This window comes from Litorilinea aerophila, from assembly GCF_006569185.2.
In the GTDB taxonomy this organism is placed as follows: Bacteria; Chloroflexota; Anaerolineae; order Caldilineales; family Caldilineaceae; genus Litorilinea; species Litorilinea aerophila.
In genome coordinates this window covers 36,095-52,726 of sequence record NZ_VIGC02000026.1, presented here as the reverse complement: position 1 = coordinate 52,726, position 16,632 = coordinate 36,095, and the positions used below count along the sequence as shown (strand labels likewise).

General features: G+C 65.2%; 12 protein-coding genes. 8 read left to right on the top strand and 4 right to left on the bottom strand.

All coding sequences use genetic code 11. The features are described from left to right. Window positions 1-16 precede the first annotated feature (16 nt). The 7 genes from FKZ61_RS17865 to FKZ61_RS17835 all read left to right on the top strand — a co-directional run bounded on the left by FKZ61_RS17865 (window position 17) and on the right by FKZ61_RS17835 (window position 7,111). The gene (locus FKZ61_RS17865) at window positions 17-1,510 is read left to right on the top strand and encodes a M81 family metallopeptidase (protein ID WP_141611503.1); all 1,494 of its coding nucleotides are present in this window, start codon (window positions 17-19) and stop codon (window positions 1,508-1,510) included. Between the two features lie 47 nt (window positions 1,511-1,557). Continuing rightward, the gene (locus FKZ61_RS17860) at window positions 1,558-1,980 is read left to right on the top strand and encodes a pyridoxamine 5'-phosphate oxidase family protein (RefSeq protein ID WP_141611502.1); all 423 of its coding nucleotides are present in this window, start codon (window positions 1,558-1,560) and stop codon (window positions 1,978-1,980) included. 32 nt (window positions 1,981-2,012) lie between these two features. Next, entirely contained in the window at window positions 2,013-3,074 is a 1,062-nt protein-coding gene (locus tag FKZ61_RS17855; RefSeq protein ID WP_141611501.1) for an endonuclease/exonuclease/phosphatase family protein, read from the top strand. Between the two features lie 133 nt (window positions 3,075-3,207). Then, window positions 3,208-4,305, top strand: a complete 1,098-nt coding sequence (locus tag FKZ61_RS17850; RefSeq protein ID WP_141611500.1) for a dipeptidase — start codon at window positions 3,208-3,210, stop codon at window positions 4,303-4,305. A 40-nt stretch (window positions 4,306-4,345) separates the two neighbouring features. After that, window positions 4,346-5,254 (top strand): CehA/McbA family metallohydrolase, encoded by a 909-nt coding sequence (locus FKZ61_RS17845; protein WP_141611499.1) that lies wholly within the window; start codon window positions 4,346-4,348, stop codon window positions 5,252-5,254. 118 nt (window positions 5,255-5,372) lie between these two features. Further along, window positions 5,373-6,464: an alanine racemase gene (locus FKZ61_RS17840; RefSeq protein ID WP_141611498.1), complete on the top strand. Its 1,092-nt coding sequence runs from the start codon at window positions 5,373-5,375 to the stop codon at window positions 6,462-6,464. Window positions 6,465-6,490: 26 nt separating this feature from the next. Then, entirely contained in the window at window positions 6,491-7,111 is a 621-nt protein-coding gene (locus FKZ61_RS17835; RefSeq protein WP_141611497.1) for a LysE family transporter, read from the top strand. A 103-nt stretch (window positions 7,112-7,214) separates the two neighbouring features. Here FKZ61_RS17835 and FKZ61_RS17830 read toward each other — a convergent pair whose 3' ends face one another. From FKZ61_RS17830 to FKZ61_RS17815, 4 genes are all read right to left on the bottom strand, one after another. Further along, complete coding sequence (locus FKZ61_RS17830; RefSeq protein ID WP_141611539.1) at window positions 7,215-8,582, bottom strand: ABC transporter substrate-binding protein; 1,368 nt, start codon at window positions 8,580-8,582, stop codon at window positions 7,215-7,217. Between the two features lie 156 nt (window positions 8,583-8,738). Beyond that, a complete protein-coding gene (locus FKZ61_RS17825; protein ID WP_141611496.1) occupies window positions 8,739-9,644 on the bottom strand; it encodes a carbohydrate ABC transporter permease in 906 nt (301 codons plus the stop codon). After that, entirely contained in the window at window positions 9,644-10,612 is a 969-nt protein-coding gene (locus FKZ61_RS17820; RefSeq protein ID WP_141611495.1) for a carbohydrate ABC transporter permease, read from the bottom strand. The genes FKZ61_RS17825 and FKZ61_RS17820 overlap by 1 nt, the downstream gene beginning before the upstream one ends. Before the next feature lie 455 nt (window positions 10,613-11,067). Next, on the bottom strand, window positions 11,068-12,408 hold the full coding sequence (locus tag FKZ61_RS17815; protein ID WP_141611494.1) for an amylo-alpha-1,6-glucosidase: 1,341 nt from the start codon (window positions 12,406-12,408) through the stop codon (window positions 11,068-11,070). 518 nt (window positions 12,409-12,926) lie between these two features. Between FKZ61_RS17815 and cas3 the strand changes: the two genes are divergently transcribed. Then, a complete protein-coding gene (gene cas3 / locus FKZ61_RS17810) occupies window positions 12,927-16,601 on the top strand; it encodes a CRISPR-associated helicase Cas3' (RefSeq protein WP_141611493.1) in 3,675 nt (1,224 codons plus the stop codon). Window positions 16,602-16,632 lie beyond the last annotated feature (31 nt).

Genomic DNA, 16,632 nt, shown 5'->3' with positions numbered 1-16,632 from the left:
CCAGGAGGATGTTGACATGGACGCATCTGCGGATCGGCGCTCCCCCCGTATTGCCCTGGGAGGCATCATCCACGAGACCCATAGCTTTGCCGAGACACCCACCACCCTGGCCGATTTCGCCGCCCAGTCCCTCCACGAGGGCGCGGACATGCTGACGGCCATGGCCGAAACCCGCTCCGCCATCGGGGGCATGATCCAGGGGGCACAGGAACGGGGATGGACCCTGCTGCCCACAGCCTACGGCGCCGCCATGCCCGGCGGCATCGTCACTGCCCACGCCTACCAGACCCTCCTGGAGCGACTGCTGGCCCGGCTGGAAGCCGCCCTGCCCGTAGACGGCGTGCTGCTGGCCCTCCACGGGGCCATGGTCACCGAGATCAGCCTGGACACGGAAAGCCACACCCTGGAGGCGGTGCGGGGCGTGGTAGGGCCAGACGTACCCATCGTGGTGGTGCTGGACATGCACGGCAACATCGGTCGCCCCACCGTGGAGCTGGCCGACGTCCTGATCGCCTTCAACACCAACCCCCATGTGGATCCCCACGCGCGGGGGCTGGAGTCGGCGGCGGTGATGGCCCAACTCCTGCAGGGGGAGATCCGCCCCGCCGCGGCCCTGGTGCAGCCGCCCCTCCTCCTGGCGCCCCAGGCCACCGGCACCGACGACCTGCCCCTGCGTGCCGTCCATGCCCGGGCGGCGGAGATGCGGGCCGAGCCGTCTGTGATCTCCATCTGCGTCATGGGGGGCTTTGCCTACGCCGACACGCCGGATACCGGCCCCAGCCTCATCGTCACCACCGACGACAACCCGGCCCTGGCCCGGCGCTACGCCCAGGAGCTGGCAGACATCCTGCTGGCCCACCGGGATGCCGCCCTGCCCCGCTTTCTGCCCCCTGAAGAGGCCGTGGCCCAGGCCCTGGCCAGCCCCGGCGGGCCGTACATCCTGGTGGATTCGGCCGATAACATCGGCGGGGGGACGCCCGGTGACGGCACCGATGCGCTGCGGGCCATGCTGGCCCATGACGTCCAGGAGGGGACCATCGTCCTGGCCGACCCGGAGGCGGTGGCGGCCTGTTGGGAAGCAGGCGAAGGCGCCCAGGTGTCGCTATCGGTGGGCGGCAAAGTGGACCGCTGGCACGGCCAGCCGGTGGCCGTCCAGGGAGAAGTGCGGCGCCTCAGCCCCGGCACCTTCACCTGCGAGCTGCCCGATAACCATTTCGCCTCTTTCTTCGGCAACGTGATTCAGATGGGGCGTACGGTCTGGCTGCGGGTCGGCGGCGTGAACATCATCTTGACTGAGCGAAAAATTCCTCCCTTCGACCTGGCCCAGCTGCGAGGGGTCGGCGTGATCCCGGAGCAGCAGAAGATGATCGTGGTGAAGTCGGCCGTGGCTTACCGGGCAGCCTATCTGCCCATCGCAGCCGGCGTCATCGAGATGGACACATCCGGCCTCTGCACCGCCAACCTGAGCCGCTTTCCCTATCGCCACCTGCGGCGTCCGCTCCCGTCGTAATCCCTGGTGCTCTCTGGAGCTCAGTCAGAAAGGAGTGACTGCTTACCATGGCATCCATGACCCAGACCCAGATCGAGGCGTTTCTCCAGGCGCCCCGCAACGCCATCGTGGCCACCAACGCCGGGGATGGCCCGCCCCAGGTGAGCCCCGTCTGGTACCTCTACGAAGGGGGACGCCTCTACATCAGCACCAGCAGCCGAACGGCCAAGGTGCGCAACCTGCGCCGGGATCCCCGGGTGACCATCTGCGTGGATGGCTGTCCACCCGATTACCGCTACGTGCTCATTCGCGGGCGGGTGGCCATCGTGGAAAACGGCGCTCCCCTGCAGGAGGAGATGCGCTGGCGGATCATCCGCCGCTACTACGAAGACGAGGAGAGCGCCCGGGTCTATCACGAAGCCACCCGGGACGCCAGCCAGGTCCTCCTGGTGGTGGAGCCTGAACGCATCATCGGCGAAGACTTCAATTGAGCATAGCTGAACACGAGCAGGGCTTACCTCTCATGGGAACCATTCGCTTTGTCTGGTGGAATCTGGAGAACTTCTTCGACACGGACGACGATCCCATTTCCCGGGATTTCCAGTTCACCGCTGCCCACGGCTGGACCCCTCAGGTATTCCGGGCCAAGATGGCCAACCTGGCCGCGGGGCTGAACGCCACCCACAACGGCGCCGGTCCGGAATTGCTGGCTGTGGCAGAAATTGAAAAGGATGATCTGCTGGCTGCCCTGGTTGAGGCCATGGGCAATGCGCACCTGACCGTGGCCCGGGATCCCAGCGGCACCCGGGATCTGCGGGGGATTGACGTGGCCGTGGCCTACGACCGGCGTAAGCTGAGCCTCCTGGCCATGCGCTCTCACCTGGTTCACCTCCGCTATCGCACCCGGGACGTCTTCGAGGTGGAGTTTGAGATCAACGCCACCGGGGAACGGCTGGTGCTTATCGCCAGCCACTGGCCATCCCGCCGCCTGGGGCGCTACCGCAGCGAGCCCCTGCGCATTGCCGTGGCGGAGCACATCGCCCTGCTGGTGGAAGAGCACGTCAAGGTGAGCCCCGAGGAGTACGAGCGCCTGCGGGCGGCCAATGATCTGGCCACCGTGCGGGCCCGCTGGGAGAACAAGGTCATGGTGGTGGGGGATTTCAACGATGAGCCGGCGGATCGCAGCGTCATCGACCACCTGCGGGCCTCCAGCGAGCTGGATCGGGTCATCGGGCCCACCAATGACATCGACAACTTTCGCCGGGAGACGGCCGACTACCGGGCCCAGGATGTTTTCCTCTACAACGCCATGTGGAAATTTTTGCACCAGCCCAACACGGGCACCTTTTTCCTGGACTCCCTCTCCACAGGTGAGAAATTCCCCAACCGGTACCAGATCCTGGACCAGATCGTGGCCAGCCGGGGGCTGGTCTCCGGCCGGGGCCTCACCCTGGATCGGGAGAGCGTCCAGATCTTCCGGCACCCGCTGGTGGCCACCCGCAGCGGCCGGCCCCGGCCCTTCAACCGGCGCACCCGCCGGGGCGCCTCGGATCACCTGCCGGTGACGGCTGTTCTGCGCTATTGACGGCCTGCCCTGGATAGGATGGACTCCTGACCTTCGGCCTGGTGCGCAGTTGCGTAGGTCACGCATCCTTGCGTGACAGAAGAACGGGGATTTTTGTACATTCAATTTGTACATTCAAAAGGAGGAACCAACCATGTTGATTATCGACGCCCATTTGGATCTGTCCATGAACGCCCTGAACTGGAACCGGGATCTCCTCCGCTCGGTCTACACCATCCGCACCACGGAGCAGCGGGTGCCGGGCAAGGGGCGCGCCCAGGGGACGGTCGCCTTCCCGGAGATGCGGCGGGGGCGCATCTTCCTCAGCGTCGCCACCCTCATCGCCCGCTCCACCGGCCGCCCCGCCCCCCACATCGACTACGACTCCCCCACCCAGGCCTACGGCATGGCCCACGGCCAGCTGGCCTACTACCGGGCGCTGGAACAGGAAGGACATGCCCGCATCATCACCGACCTGGAGGGGCTGGAACGCCATGTGGCCGAATGGCAGGCCTGGGACGCCGCCCACCCCGAGGAGACGGACCAGACGCCGCCCCTGGGTTTCATCATCAGCATGGAGGGAGCCGACCCCATCCTCCATCCAGAACAGCTGGAGGCGTGGTGGCAGGCCGGCCTGCGCCTGCTGGGCCCCACCCACTACGGCCCGGGCCGCTACTGTGGTGGCACCGGCACAGAGCTGGGCCTGACCGAGCTGGGCGTTCCCCTGCTCCGGGAGATGGCGCGCCTGGGCATCCTCCTGGATCTGACCCACTGTTCCGACCAGGCCTTCTGGCAGGCCCTGGAGCACTACGACGGGCTGGTGCTGGCCAGCCACAACAACTGCCGCGCGCTGGTGCCCCACCAGCGGCAGTTCAGCGACGAACAGCTCCAGGCCATCTTCCAGCGGGACGGGGTCATCGGTGCGGCCTTTGACGCCTGGATGCTGAAGCCTGGCTGGATCAACAACGTGACCAGCAACGAAGACGTCACCATGGCAACAGTGGTGGATCACATCGACCACATTTGCCAGCTGGCGGGGAACAGCCGCCACGCGGCCATCGGCACCGATCTGGACGGCGGCTATGGCCGGGAGCAGTCGCCCAGCGACCTGGATACCATCGCCGACCTCCAAAAGCTCACCGGTCTGCTGGCCGATCGGGGCTACAGCGACGATGACATCCGGGCCATTCTCCACGGCAACTGGCTGCGCCTCTTCCGCCAGGCGTGGAGCCATTCGTACACAACAGCGTAAACAGGCCATCATAGGCTGTAATCGCTCAGAAAGGACAACCATGGAGCATTTACCGTTTCACCTGCCCGGCCGCTTCTGGCGCGGCAACCTTCACACCCATTCCACCCGGTCCGACGGCGGACTGACGCCGGAAGCCGTCTGCCAGTTGTATCGGGAAAACGGTTACCACTTTATCGCCCTGACCGACCATTTCATGGCCCGTTACGAGTTCCCCCTGGTGGATACCCGTCCCTACCGCACCGACGACTTCACCACTCTGCTGGGGGCCGAGCTGCACAGCGGTAGCACCGAACTGGGCGGGCTCTGGCACATCCTGGCTGTGGGCCTGCCCCTGGATTTTGCCGCCACGCCGGAGGAGGAGAGCGGGCCTGAGTTGGCCCAGCGGGCCCTGGCGGCCGGGGCCTTCGTGGCCGCGGCCCATCCCCAGTGGTATACCTTGACCGAGGCCGACATCCTGGCCCTGGGGCCCATCCACGCCATCGAGGTCTTCAACGGGGTGGCTGTGGACCACAACGACCGGGCCGACAGCTGGCACATCACCGACGTACTCCTGAGCCGGGGGCATCGCTACTTCGTCTACGCCGCAGATGATTTCCACGGCGTGCGCCAGCGCCACGATTTCGCCCGGGGCTGGGTCTACGTCAAAAGTGAAGACCTGACGCCGGAGGCGCTGTTGGCGGCGCTGAAGGCCGGCCATTTCTACTCCAGCACCGGGCCCCAGATCTTCGATGTTCGGGTTGTCCCCGGCCAGGAGGTCTACGTCCGCTGCTCGCCGGCGGAGCGCATCTTCGTCACCGGCAAGGGGGCGGCCTCGGTTTCGGCCGCGCAGCCGGGCCTGATGGAAGCCACCCTGAGCCTGGCCAACTTCAACAGCCCCTACTGTCGAATCACCGTGCGGGATGCCCACGGCGGTCGCGCGTGGACCAACCCCATCTGGCTGGAAGGGTAGTGACTGGGGGGATTAGATGATTGGGGGATGACACCTCGTCCAATCATCCAGTCACCCAATTCCCTAATCCCCTGGTAACCTAATCACCCAATTCCCCTAATAGAAAAAGGAGCCGAGCATGGTGCAAGTGGAAGTGGGGCTGCGGAAGGCGGAGCTGGATACGCCGGTGTTGTGGGTCGATCTGGACCGCCTGGAGCGGAACATTGCCGCGCTGGCCCGCCATTTCCAGGCGGCTGGGGTGAAATGGCGCCCCCATACCAAGGGCATTAAGGTGCCGGCCATCGCCCATAAACTGCTGGCGGCGGGGGCCATCGGCATCACCTGTGCCAAACTGGGTGAAGCCGAGGTGATGGCGGCCGCCGGCATCCGGGACATCCTGGTGGCCAACCAGGTGGTCACGCCCCAGAAGATCGCCCGGCTGGTACATCTGCAGCGCCACGCCGATGTGAAGGTGGCGGTGGACAACGCCGGCAATGTGGCGGCCATCGCCGCGGCCGCCCGGGCGGCTGGGGTGGAGGTGGGGCTGCTGGTGGAGGTGGACACGGGCATGCACCGGGCGGGGACCCAGCCGGGGGAACCTACCCGGGCCCTGGCCCGCCACATCCTGGAGACACCGGGTGTGCGCTTTCTGGGCCTGATGACGTGGGAGGGCCACGCCCTGGCTGTGGAGGACCCGGCGGAGAGGCGCCGATGTGTGGAGCGAAGTATCGGGCTGCTGATGGAGAGCGTGGCCCTGTGTAGGGAGCACGGCATCCCCGTGGAGGTGGTCAGCGCGGGCGGCAGCGGCACCTATCAGATCACCCCGTTCCTGCCGGGTGTCACGGAGATTCAGGCGGGCGGCGCCATCTTCTGTGACCAGTCGTACCAGGCGTGGGGGATCTCCCTGGAGCCGGCCCTGTTCATCCGCACCACCGTGACCAGCCGGCCGGCCCCGGATCGGATCATCTGCGATGCCGGCTTTAAGACCGCCCCCCGGGGGTATCCGCCTCCGCAGCCGCTGCCCTTTGCCGTGGCGCGTTTTCTGTTGTCGGCCGAGCATGGCATCATCACCTTGCCTGCTGCTGAGGAGGGCTGGCAGGTGGGGGAGGCCTTCGACATGGTGGTGGGCTACGGCGATGCCACCGTCTGCCTCCACGACCGTCTCTATGGCATTCGGGACGGGACGGTGGAGGTGGTGTGGAACATCCAGGGGCGTGGACAACTGCGCTGAGGAAAACTTGAAGAGGGTAGAAAGCGATGATGGTTCTCTATTTTTTGCAGGGGGCGGCCCTGGCGTTGCCCACGGTGCTGACGCCCAGCCCGTTTAAACTGTACGTCATTGCCCAGGCGTTGCAACATGGCTTCCGGCGTACCCTGCCGGCTATCTTCGCCCCTTTGATCACGGATGGCCCCATCATTGCAGCGGTGCTCCTGGTCCTGACCCAGACGCCTGCCTGGTTCCTCCACCTGCTGCGTCTGGGTGGGGGGCTCTTCCTCCTCTACCTGGCTGCCCGTCTGCTGCTCTCCCTGCGGCGGGCAGCGCCCCAGTTTCAACCGGCCGAGCAGGTTGTCCGTGAGAACCTGCTGCAGGCGGTGATTGTCAACTTTCTGAACCCGAATCCCTACCTTTTTTGGGGGCTGGTGGCCGGCCCCATCATGATGCAGGGGCTTCAACAGGCGGTGGGCGTCGGGCTGAGCTTTGTGCTGGGGTTTTATGTGGTCTTCATCGGCGGCCTGTTTGCCCTGATCCTTCTCTTTTCGTCTGCCGGCCGGCTGAATCCCCAGGTCACCCGGCTGTTGCTGGCGGTGGCTGCCCTTGCCATGGTCGCCATCGGGGGCAGTCAGGTGTATCAGGCCGTGGGGGCGTTGGCTGCCTGACCGCCTGTTGGTTCGATCTGTTCGGGCAAGCATACAAGCATAAGGGGGCATGGCCGTTGGCCGTGCCCCCTTTGCTTTTACCCTTTATGCCAAGCGAACGTTCTTACGCACGCGGCAGGTCCAGGATCTCCTGGCAGGCCTCCTGCACCATCTGCATGCCCTCCTCATACTCCACATCGCCGTAGAACAGGTCCGGCGAGGTGTTGGCCCAGTTGTCCTGCAGTTCCTGGAAGCGCAGGTTGTAGGGCATGGGGAACGGACCAGGAATGTCCGGGTTGTTGTACATGTCCAGGATCCGGCGGAAGATGGGATGGGACTTGCTGAGGAACTCCTCGTTCTCCCACACAGAGCGGCGGGCGTTGGGCTGCCCTGTGCCCTGCTCCAGGGCGGACCAGAGGCCGGCCTCGGTGGAGGTAAGGTAGAGGAGCAGATCCACGGCCAGGTCCGGCGCTTTGGTCTGGGCCGAGCAGGAATAGTTGGAGGTGAAGGCGGTGTAGCCCCGCTTGCCATCCGGCCCCTTGGGGAAGAGGGCCCAATCGTGACGGAACTTGTCGCCGATGGTGGTCCCCCAGCCGTTGACACTGTAGGAGCCGGTGACGGCGGTGGCCAGCACGCCGGCCGTGAAGTCCAGCCCCTGGGCATCCTCCCGGGAGGGCGCCGCATGGAGCTTGGTGCGCAGGTCCACAATCCAGCGGGCCGCCGCCCGGTTGAGCTCGTCGGTGTTGAACCAGAACTGCTTCCGCTCCGGGTCCATGATGTCGGTGCCGTAGGCCCGGGAGAGGGACTCGAAGTCGTAGTAGTTGCCCGGCAGATAGTTGGTGCCGTAGATCTTGTTGTCGGGATCGGTGGCCTGGGCGACCAGGTCGGCGTACTGGTTCACATCCCAGTCGTCTGTGGGCAGAGGCAGCCCCTTTTCCTCCAACATGTCCACGTTGAAGGCCACCAGCGCCGGGTTGCCCGGATGAATCTCGTAGGGCAGGCCATACAGCTTGCCGTCCAGGTAGCCGCCTGCTAAAGCTGTGGAGAAGAAGTCATCCAGGTTGGCATCCTCCCGGTTGGCCAGGAAGTCGTCCAGCACCAGGAACATGTTCTTGGAGGCGGAGAAGGGGAACCACTTGATGCCGCTGAAGACCACGTCCCACAGGGTGCCAGAGGCGGAGCGGGCCAGCTGTAGCTTGGCCATCTCGTTGTAGACCACCTCTTCGATCTGGAGGTCCACCTGGTCTGCGTGCTCCTCGGCCCAGCGGCGGGAGAACTCCCGCTGCCAGTCGTGTAGCTCAGCCGCAAAGGTGGCGACACTCATCTGCACCTTGTCCTTGCTTGGGGCCGCGGCGGACTCGGCGCTCTGCTGCTGGCCGCTGCCGCTGTCCGCTGGGGCCGCGGCCGGGGCACAGGCAGCCAGGGCGGCCGTAGCCGAGCCGGCGGCCATCCATTTCAGCAGGCTGCGGCGACTTAACTTGCGATTCTCCATGGTTCCTCCTCTTTCTTGTGAAACCTGTTTTCTGTGAACTTCTGAAAAAAACGAATGTGATTGGGTGAACAGGGGGGGGCTGTTCCCACAGGTTGACTGACTTCTGCGGCGTTCTGGGATGCGCACCGCCAGGATTTCTGGCCCGCCGGGCCCGGATCAGCCCTTGATGCCGGACAGGACAATGCCCTGGACGAAGTAGCGCTGGGTGGCAAAGAACAGGGCGATGATGGGCGCAGTCATCATGACCGAGGCTGCCATCAGCAGATGCTGGGTAGGTTCACCGCCCATCTCGGGGAAGTTCTTAAAGTAGTTCAGGCCCACCGCCAGGGTGAACTTCTCCGGCAACTGGAGGTAGATCAGGGGATTGGCGAAGTCGTTCCAGACCGCAATGAAGGTGATCACCGTGATGGTGGCCAGAACCGGTTTGCAGAGCGGCAGCAGGATGCGCCAGAAGATCATGAAATAGCCTGCCCCATCGATCAGGGCCGCCTCGTCCAGTTCCCGGGGCAGGGAGAGGATAAACTGCCGGATGAGGAAGATGGCGAAGGCGCCGCCGCCAAACCATGCCGGCAACCACAGGGGGTAGAGGGTGTTCACCATGCCCAGCTTGTGGAAGAGCACGTACTGGGGGATGAGGGTCACCTGGGCCGGCAGCATCATGGTGCCCAGGGTGATCATGAAGATCAGATCCCGCCCCCGGTAGCGAAAACGGGCGAAGGAGTAGGCCACAATGGAGGCCGACAACACCGTCCCCAGGGTGGCCAGAAAGACCACCAGCAGGCTGTTATAGGTCCACCGCAGGAAGGGCACCCGCTGTAGCACCTTGGGGTAGTTCACCCACTGGGGATCCTGGGGGATCCAGGTGGGTGGGAAGGTGTTCAGCTCCTGGACGCTCTTCAGAGAACTCATGACCGTCCAGAAAAAGGGAAAGAGGAAAATGACCGACAGGACGCAGGCCAGCACAAACAGGGCTACGTCTCGGCCCCGGAAGGGGGCCCGTCGGCTGCGACCGGTGCTCTGGGCCCGGTTCAGGCCGCGGAGGGCGTTGCTTTGGGTTGCCATTAGTCGGACTCTCCTGCGTAGTACACCCAGCGACGGGACAGGTGGAGCTGAAGGTAGGTGAAGGCCATCAGGACCACGACGAAGATCCAGGCCAGGGCGGCGCCGTATCCCATCCGGAAGTAGTGGAACGCCTGGTTGTAGATGTGGAGGGCGTAGAACCAGGTGGCATAGGAAGGGCCGCCGTTGGTCGCCACAAAGGCCAGGGTGAAGACCTTGAGGGCGCCGATGATGCCCAGGATCAGGTTGAAAAGCATGGTGGGCGAAATCATGGGGAGGGTGACGTTGCGGAAGCGGGCCCAGGCTCCGGCTCCATCAATTTCGGCCGCTTCCAGCAGCTCTTTGGGCACCCCCTGCAGGCCGGCCAGGAAGATGAGCATGGTGTTCCCTCCAACCCCGGCCCAGATGGTAATGATGATGAGAGCCGGCAGCGCCCACTGCTTGGAGGTCAACCAGCCGGGGCCGTCGATACCGATCCAGCCCAGCATGGTGTTCACCGGCCCCAGGGAGGGGTGAAAGATCCAGACCCACAGCACGGCCAGCGCCACGGCCGGCGTCAGGTGGGGCAAGAAATAGAGGGTTCGGAAAATATTGGTCCCCTTGATCCCCTGGTTGAGCAGCATGGCCAGGGCCAGGGAGCCGATGAGCCCCACCGGCACCACCACGATGGAGTAGTACAGGGTGCGCCCCAGGGATGGCCAGAATTGTTTGTCCCCGGTAAAGGCCCGGGCATAGTTGGCCAGTCCGATGAATTGGGGAGAGGAGAGTACGTCATATTCGGTAAAACTCAGATAGGCCGAAATCAAGATCGGTCCTACCAGAAAGATGGTCAGCCCCAGGAGCCAGGGCATTAAAAAGACGTACCCCCACAATGCCTGCTTGGTCTCCAGGGGCGATTTAGCTCCGACCAGGCGTGCCACCAGGCCTGGGGAGCGTCTCTGTGCCGGGAGTTGTGTTGAGACGACGGCCATAGCTTCTCCTTCGCTTCTCCTGTGGATGACCCACCGTAGACCGGTTGTGGAATCGAGGCGGGTGCTTTGGTGTTGAGCGACCGCCTTGTGGCGGGAGGGAAACAGCCAGCTTCCCACATCACGTCCCCAGGGGGGAGCTTTCGAGACGAGCAAGCGGGACGATGTAGGGATCTACCAACGGGAATGATTCTAAACAACCAAACCACGGCAGAAGGGCGGTAGCCATTAAACAGTGCTACCTGCGGTAGAGAGCACCGTAGGGATCACCGGGCACTTCTGCCGAGATCAACCGGGAACAGATGGGGACTGAAAATGGCGCTGAAAACTGGGAAACAAGGGTTTGTGTGTGACCCCATACCGGAGTCATGGCGAATTGTAGCACAATGGGACAATCGCCGCAAATTCATTTTAAAAGCGCGGATGGCTCTACTACAAAAGGGTTTCCGCACCGCTTTCTATACCGGGCCGCCCCCGGGGCGGATGATCACGTCGTTGACCTCCTGTTCCCGGGCAGACTGGGGCTTGGCGGCCAGGAGCTGGTCGAAGAGGGGGAGCCGGCCGCTTTCCACTGCATGGTAGGCGTAGAGGTACATGGCCGCGGACCAGGCCTGGCGGGCAAAGCCCATGGGGTGGCCGCTCTCGCCGTGCAGCCACTCGTTGAACTCCCACTCCTCCGCGATGCCCTGTCGATTGGCCTCGGCCAGGGAGGCCAGCAGCCGCTCGGCTTCCCCCCGCCAGCCATGGCGCACCAGCGCCGCGATGTGAAAACCCCCGATCATGGGCCAGATGCCGCCGTTGTGGTACTGGTTGGGCAGGTTCAGATTGCGGCTGCGGTAGTACTCCCGCCAGCTGCTCTCGCCCGGGTAGATGGGTGGATAGATGGCCTTGGTGGGGTAGGGCTCGGCCATGCCCACCTGCTTCATGTAGCGCAGGATGTGTTCCGTGCGGTGGCCGTCCGCCACACCTGTGAGAATGGCTAGGGCGTTGGCCAGGCTGTCGCACCAGTCGCCGTACTCCCGAAAGGCCACCCAGGGCAGGTAGAAGGGCCGGCTGGAGATGGTCCCCACGTTGTGGTAGAGCATGAACCACTCCAGGCGCATGGCCTTCAGCTTTTCCAGGTGCTCGGCGAAGTGTTCCGCCACCCAGCAGCGGTCGATCCACATGAGTGCGTTGATGCGTTCGTGGACACCCGCTGCATCCACCCGGGGACGGTGACAGCTCCCTTCTGCCCCCAGGATCCGGCTCAGCTCCTGGTGGGCCAGCAGCGCGCCATAGTAGAGCACGTTGTCGTAGAGGACGTTGTAGCGCACCGCCAGCAGGTCCATCCAGTCGCCCGCCTCCGGCACCTCTAGCAGGCCACACTCGTTCATGTCCTGGTAGTTCAGCCAGAGCAACGCCCGGTCGATGTGGGGCCAGTGGCGCTGCAGAAAGGCCCGGTCGCCGGTCCAGTGGTAGTGGAGGTAGTGGCCCAGGATGTACCAGAGGTTGGAATCCACCGCGCCGGCGTTTTCGGTGCTGACGTAGCCGGTGTCCGGGTTGACGTTGAGCTGGATCAGCCCCAGGGGAGACTGGTGGGCGGACATGGTCTCCAGCGCGGCCCGGCCGGCGGCCAGCAGGGTGGCGTCCCCCGTGGCCACCGCGCCCAGGAAGGTGATGACACTGTCCCGGGCCCAGATCTGGGGGTAGCCCGCGGCCAGCGCGGAGGCCCGGTATCCGCCTGGCACCACGCAACTGTGGACCACCTCCAACGCCCGCTGACGGGCTTCCTCAATGAGCGGCTCCATACGTGCTGGCATCGGCCAAAGGTCTCCAGGGAAACAAGGACAGACGGTTTCATCCTCTGGCTCAGTTTAGAAACGATGCTAGAAAATGTCAAAGAGAAAAGGAAGGGGCCTGAGGGCCTGTCTGCGGCCATTTGGCTGCTTCCAGAGTGCAAAGTATACTGGCTGGATACCACAACATTCGACGCCAGCGTGTGCTCCAGTCCCATTCCATGTTTTGATTGATGCCATTCCATCCCCGACCCCCGACCTTCCTTCACGCCATACGGCGCCAGATTGATCCCTGTGCCCAACCCATCCTTGGGACCGGCTGCCTGCCTTTGCACCTGCTCGGGCTTTTCCGGCCGGCCGTAGACGCCTTCCTGCCAACCAATCCCAGATTTCTGCCGGGTTTTAGGGGCATGTTGCGCCGTTGGCAACAAACCCGTCGTATGCTGAGCCCAGGGTGAATAGAACGTGCCGGCCGGGCAGGGGTGACACACCGGCCAGCGGCCCAAGGCCATGCCACCAGGTTCCGTGTCAGGAGGAAATCAATGGCTTCACAGAAACGGGAAGACCACCATCGCATCTACTATATCTATGAAATGGAGCGCCTCTACCGGCAGGGCGCGTACAGCGACGCCGAGCTGGGCGAGCGCCTGGGCACCGACCGGACCAATATTTACCGCATTCGCAAACTGATGACCGAAGAGCTGGGCCTGGCCATCGTGGCCCACCCAGAGGAGCGAGGCAAGTATTACCTCCTGCCCGGCCAGGAGATCGCCCACATCCCCTTTAGCCGCGAGGAAGCCGTGGCCCTCTACCTGGCCGGCCGTCGCCTCCAGCAGCAGACCCGCACCGGCCAGCGTCACGTGGCCAACGCGCTGGAGAAGCTCTCCACGGCCCTGGGGCGCCCCCTGGCCGAGAAGCTGGTGCGGGCCGCGGCCGTGGTGTTGGCGCAGGAACAGGATCCCCAGCAGGAGGCCGTCTTCGCCACCCTGGTGCGATGCTGGCTGGAGCAGATCCCCGTGCGCATCACCCATCGCACCCTCCACGGCCAGCCCCGCCGCTACCTGGTCCACCCGTACCAGATCGAGCCGTCGGTGTGGGGAGACGGCAATTACCTCATCGGCTACAGCGACTACCACGGCAAGCTGGCCACCTTCAAGATCGCGCGCATCGAACGGGCCGTGCCTGCCACGGGCACCTACACCATCCCCGAGGACTTCGACATCCACACCTTGCTCAACCACGCCTGGGGCATCTGGCACGCGGACGACGATCCGGTCACCGTGCGCCTGCGCTTCAGCCGCTACGTGACCCCTCGGGTGCGGGAGACCATCTGGCATCCCCAAGAGCTCCTGCACGTCCTGGATGACGGCAGCAGCGAGTGGTCCGCCCCCGTGGCCCAGCCCCGGGAGATGGTACCGTGGATTCGCGGATGGGGCGCCGACTGTGAAGTGATGGAGCCCACCTGGCTGCGCCAGGAGCTGGCCGCGGAGGCCCGCCGGCTGGCCGTTCGGTACGGCGTGGCGACCCAGGCCCAGGTTCCCCGCTATCAACGGCTGTGGGCCAAGGCCAACAGCCGCACCGGGGAAACCCACCCCCTGATCTGCCACCTGATCGACGTGGCCCAGGCCGCCCTGGCCCTGTGGGAAGAATCGTTCACCGAGGGGCTCCGCCAGCGCTTTGCCCAGGCCCTGAATCTGGACGTGGACGCCGCCGGCCGGACCCTGGCCTTTTGGGCCGGCCTCCATGATCTGGGCAAGGCCAGCCCCGGCTTTCAGCGCAAGTACAAACCCGCGGTGACGGAGCTGGAGACCACGGGCCTGCCCTTTCCGCCCGCCTTCGCCGACGAGCCCTGCTACCACGCGACCATCACCACCTGCACCCTGGGGCGTCTGCTGGCACAGGTCACCGGGCTGGATCAGGCATTGGCCACGTCCGTGGCCTGGGCATTGGGCGGCCACCACGGCGCCTGGCCCACGGCCCTGCAGGTGCGCAACACCAAACAGAACCAGATTGGCGACCAGGCCTGGGACGAAGTGCGACGCACCCTGGTGGAGGCACTGCAACAACTCCTGCAGCCCGCGCCGGTCACCCGGCTGGGCGCCGACCAGGAAGAAGCCCACGCCGTCCTCACCCTTTTCTCCGGGTGGGTTTCGGTGGCCGACTGGATCGGCTCCATGGAGGACGCCTTCCCCTTTGCCATGGCCCCGGTCAACGTGGACGAGTACGGAGAGCTGGCCGCCTACCGGGCCCGGCGCGCCCTTCGCCGCCTGCGCTGGGACGGGGTGGCGACCTATCCCCTGCGGCCTTTCACCGAGCTCTTCCCGTTCCAGCCCAACGACCTTCAGAAGGTGGCGATGGAATTGGCCGACCAGATCCAGGAGCCTGCCCTGGTGATCATCGAGGCCTCCACCGGCCAGGGCAAGACCGAGGCCGCCTTCTACCTGGCGGCCCGCTGGGGCCACCGGCTGCGCCAGCGAGGCCTCTACGTGGCCATGCCCACCATGGCCACCAGCAACCAGATGCACCGCCGCACCCGGGCGTTCCTCCAGGCCCTGGGCCTCAATGAAGTGGACCCCCTCCTGATCCACAGCCAGGCCCGCTGGCTCCAGGACGCGCCGCCGCCTTCCCTCCAGACGGAAGAAGAACCGGATGCAGAAGCAGAGCGGCCCGCCGTCCTGGACATGCAATGGTTCCTCCCCCGCAAGCGCAGCCTGCTGGCTCCCTTCGGCGTGGGCACGGTGGACCAGGGCCTCCTGAGCGTCCTGCAGACCCGCCACTTCTTCGTGCGGCTCTTTGGCCTGGGCCAGAAGACCCTGATTTTTGACGAGGTCCACGCCTACGACACCTACATGAACCACCTCTTCCGGCGCCTGTTGGGCTGGCTGCGGGCCATGGGCACCTCGGTGATCCTGCTTTCGGCCACCCTGCCCGCCCGCACCCGGGAAGAGTTCGTCCGGGCCTACTTGGGCGATGATTCGGCCGAGATGCCCGACGTCGCCTACCCGGCCATCACCTGGGCCACCCGGACCCAGGGCGCCCGCTCCTGTAAGATCCCGAAGCCGCCAGGACGGCTGGTCCAGCTCCGCTGGATCGACCGTTCGCCCCAGACCATGGTCGATACCTTGCAGGCGCTCCTGCAGGGTGGGGGCTGTGCCGCGGTGATCTGCAACACCGTGGGCCGGGCCCAGGCGCTCTTCCAGGCCCTCCAGGCGGCCGGCTTCCTGGACGAGCAGGAGCTCCTCCTCTTCCATGCCCGCACGCCCCTGGCCTGGCGGGATGAGACCGAACGGGCCGTGGTGGGCCGTTTCGGCAAGGATGGCCAGCGACCCCAGCGGGCCGTGGTGGTGGCCACCCAGGTCATCGAACAGAGCCTGGACCTGGATTTCGACGTGATGATCAGCGACCTGGCGCCGGTGGACCTCCTGCTCCAGCGCATGGGCCGGCTGCACCGCCACGAACGGGACGGCCGGCCGGAGTCCCTGGCCCAGCCCACCCTCCATGTGGCCGTCGACGTAGACCAGGCCGGTGTACCGGCGTGGGAAAACGACGGCTATGTCTACGAACCGTACGTCCTGTTCCGCTCGTATCTGGCCCTGCAGGAGCGCCGCCACATCGCCACTCCCCAGGACACCGCCGGCCTGATCGAGGCGGTCTACGGGGACGGGCCCGAGGATCTCCCGGCCCCGCCGCCTGCTTGGGTGGAGCCCCTGGAGCGAGCCCGAATGAAGATGGAGGAACGGGAGCGGAAAGCCCACTTCGAAGCCACCCGACGGCTGGTTCCACCGCCGGACCACCCGGATCTGCTGTGGCGAGGCAGCGACGATCTGCAGGAGGAGAACCCTGCCATCCACGACGCCTTCCAGGCCCTGACCCGCCTGGGTCCGCCCACCCTTTCCCTGGTCTGCCTGCACCGGGTCAACGGTGGCCTCTACACGGAGCCAGACGGCAGCGGTCCCCAGGTGGAATTGGACGAAGAGCCGGACAGCACCCTGGTCCGGGCCCTGGCCATGCACACGGTGCAGGTGAGCCACCAGGGGCTGGTGCGCCACTTCCTGGACACAGGTCGGCCGCCGACGGGGTGGCAGAATCATCCCTTGCTGCGCAACCATCATGTCGTCATCTTCGAAGCAGGGGAAGCCCAGGTGGAAGGCCTGCCCTACCGGCTCCGCCTGGACCGTACCCTGGGGTTGGAAATCCTGCGCCAGGAACCGGCGTAAATCGTGGACCGACCCTTTCTCAGCGCCATTT

Coding starts and splice junctions, on each gene's coding strand:
- FKZ61_RS17865 (WP_141611503.1), top strand. CDS start 17: ATGGACGCATCTGCGGATCGGCGCTCCCCCCGTATTGCCCTGGGAGGC.
- FKZ61_RS17860 (WP_141611502.1), top strand. CDS start 1,558: ATGGCATCCATGACCCAGACCCAGATCGAGGCGTTTCTCCAGGCGCCC.
- FKZ61_RS17855 (WP_141611501.1), top strand. CDS start 2,013: ATGGGAACCATTCGCTTTGTCTGGTGGAATCTGGAGAACTTCTTCGAC.
- FKZ61_RS17850 (WP_141611500.1), top strand. CDS start 3,208: ATGTTGATTATCGACGCCCATTTGGATCTGTCCATGAACGCCCTGAAC.
- FKZ61_RS17845 (WP_141611499.1), top strand. CDS start 4,346: ATGGAGCATTTACCGTTTCACCTGCCCGGCCGCTTCTGGCGCGGCAAC.
- FKZ61_RS17840 (WP_141611498.1), top strand. CDS start 5,373: ATGGTGCAAGTGGAAGTGGGGCTGCGGAAGGCGGAGCTGGATACGCCG.
- FKZ61_RS17835 (WP_141611497.1), top strand. CDS start 6,491: ATGATGGTTCTCTATTTTTTGCAGGGGGCGGCCCTGGCGTTGCCCACG.
- FKZ61_RS17830 (WP_141611539.1), bottom strand. CDS start 8,582: ATGGAGAATCGCAAGTTAAGTCGCCGCAGCCTGCTGAAATGGATGGCC.
- FKZ61_RS17825 (WP_141611496.1), bottom strand. CDS start 9,644: ATGGCAACCCAAAGCAACGCCCTCCGCGGCCTGAACCGGGCCCAGAGC.
- FKZ61_RS17820 (WP_141611495.1), bottom strand. CDS start 10,612: ATGGCCGTCGTCTCAACACAACTCCCGGCACAGAGACGCTCCCCAGGC.
- FKZ61_RS17815 (WP_141611494.1), bottom strand. CDS start 12,408: ATGCCAGCACGTATGGAGCCGCTCATTGAGGAAGCCCGTCAGCGGGCG.
- cas3 (WP_141611493.1), top strand. CDS start 12,927: ATGGCTTCACAGAAACGGGAAGACCACCATCGCATCTACTATATCTAT.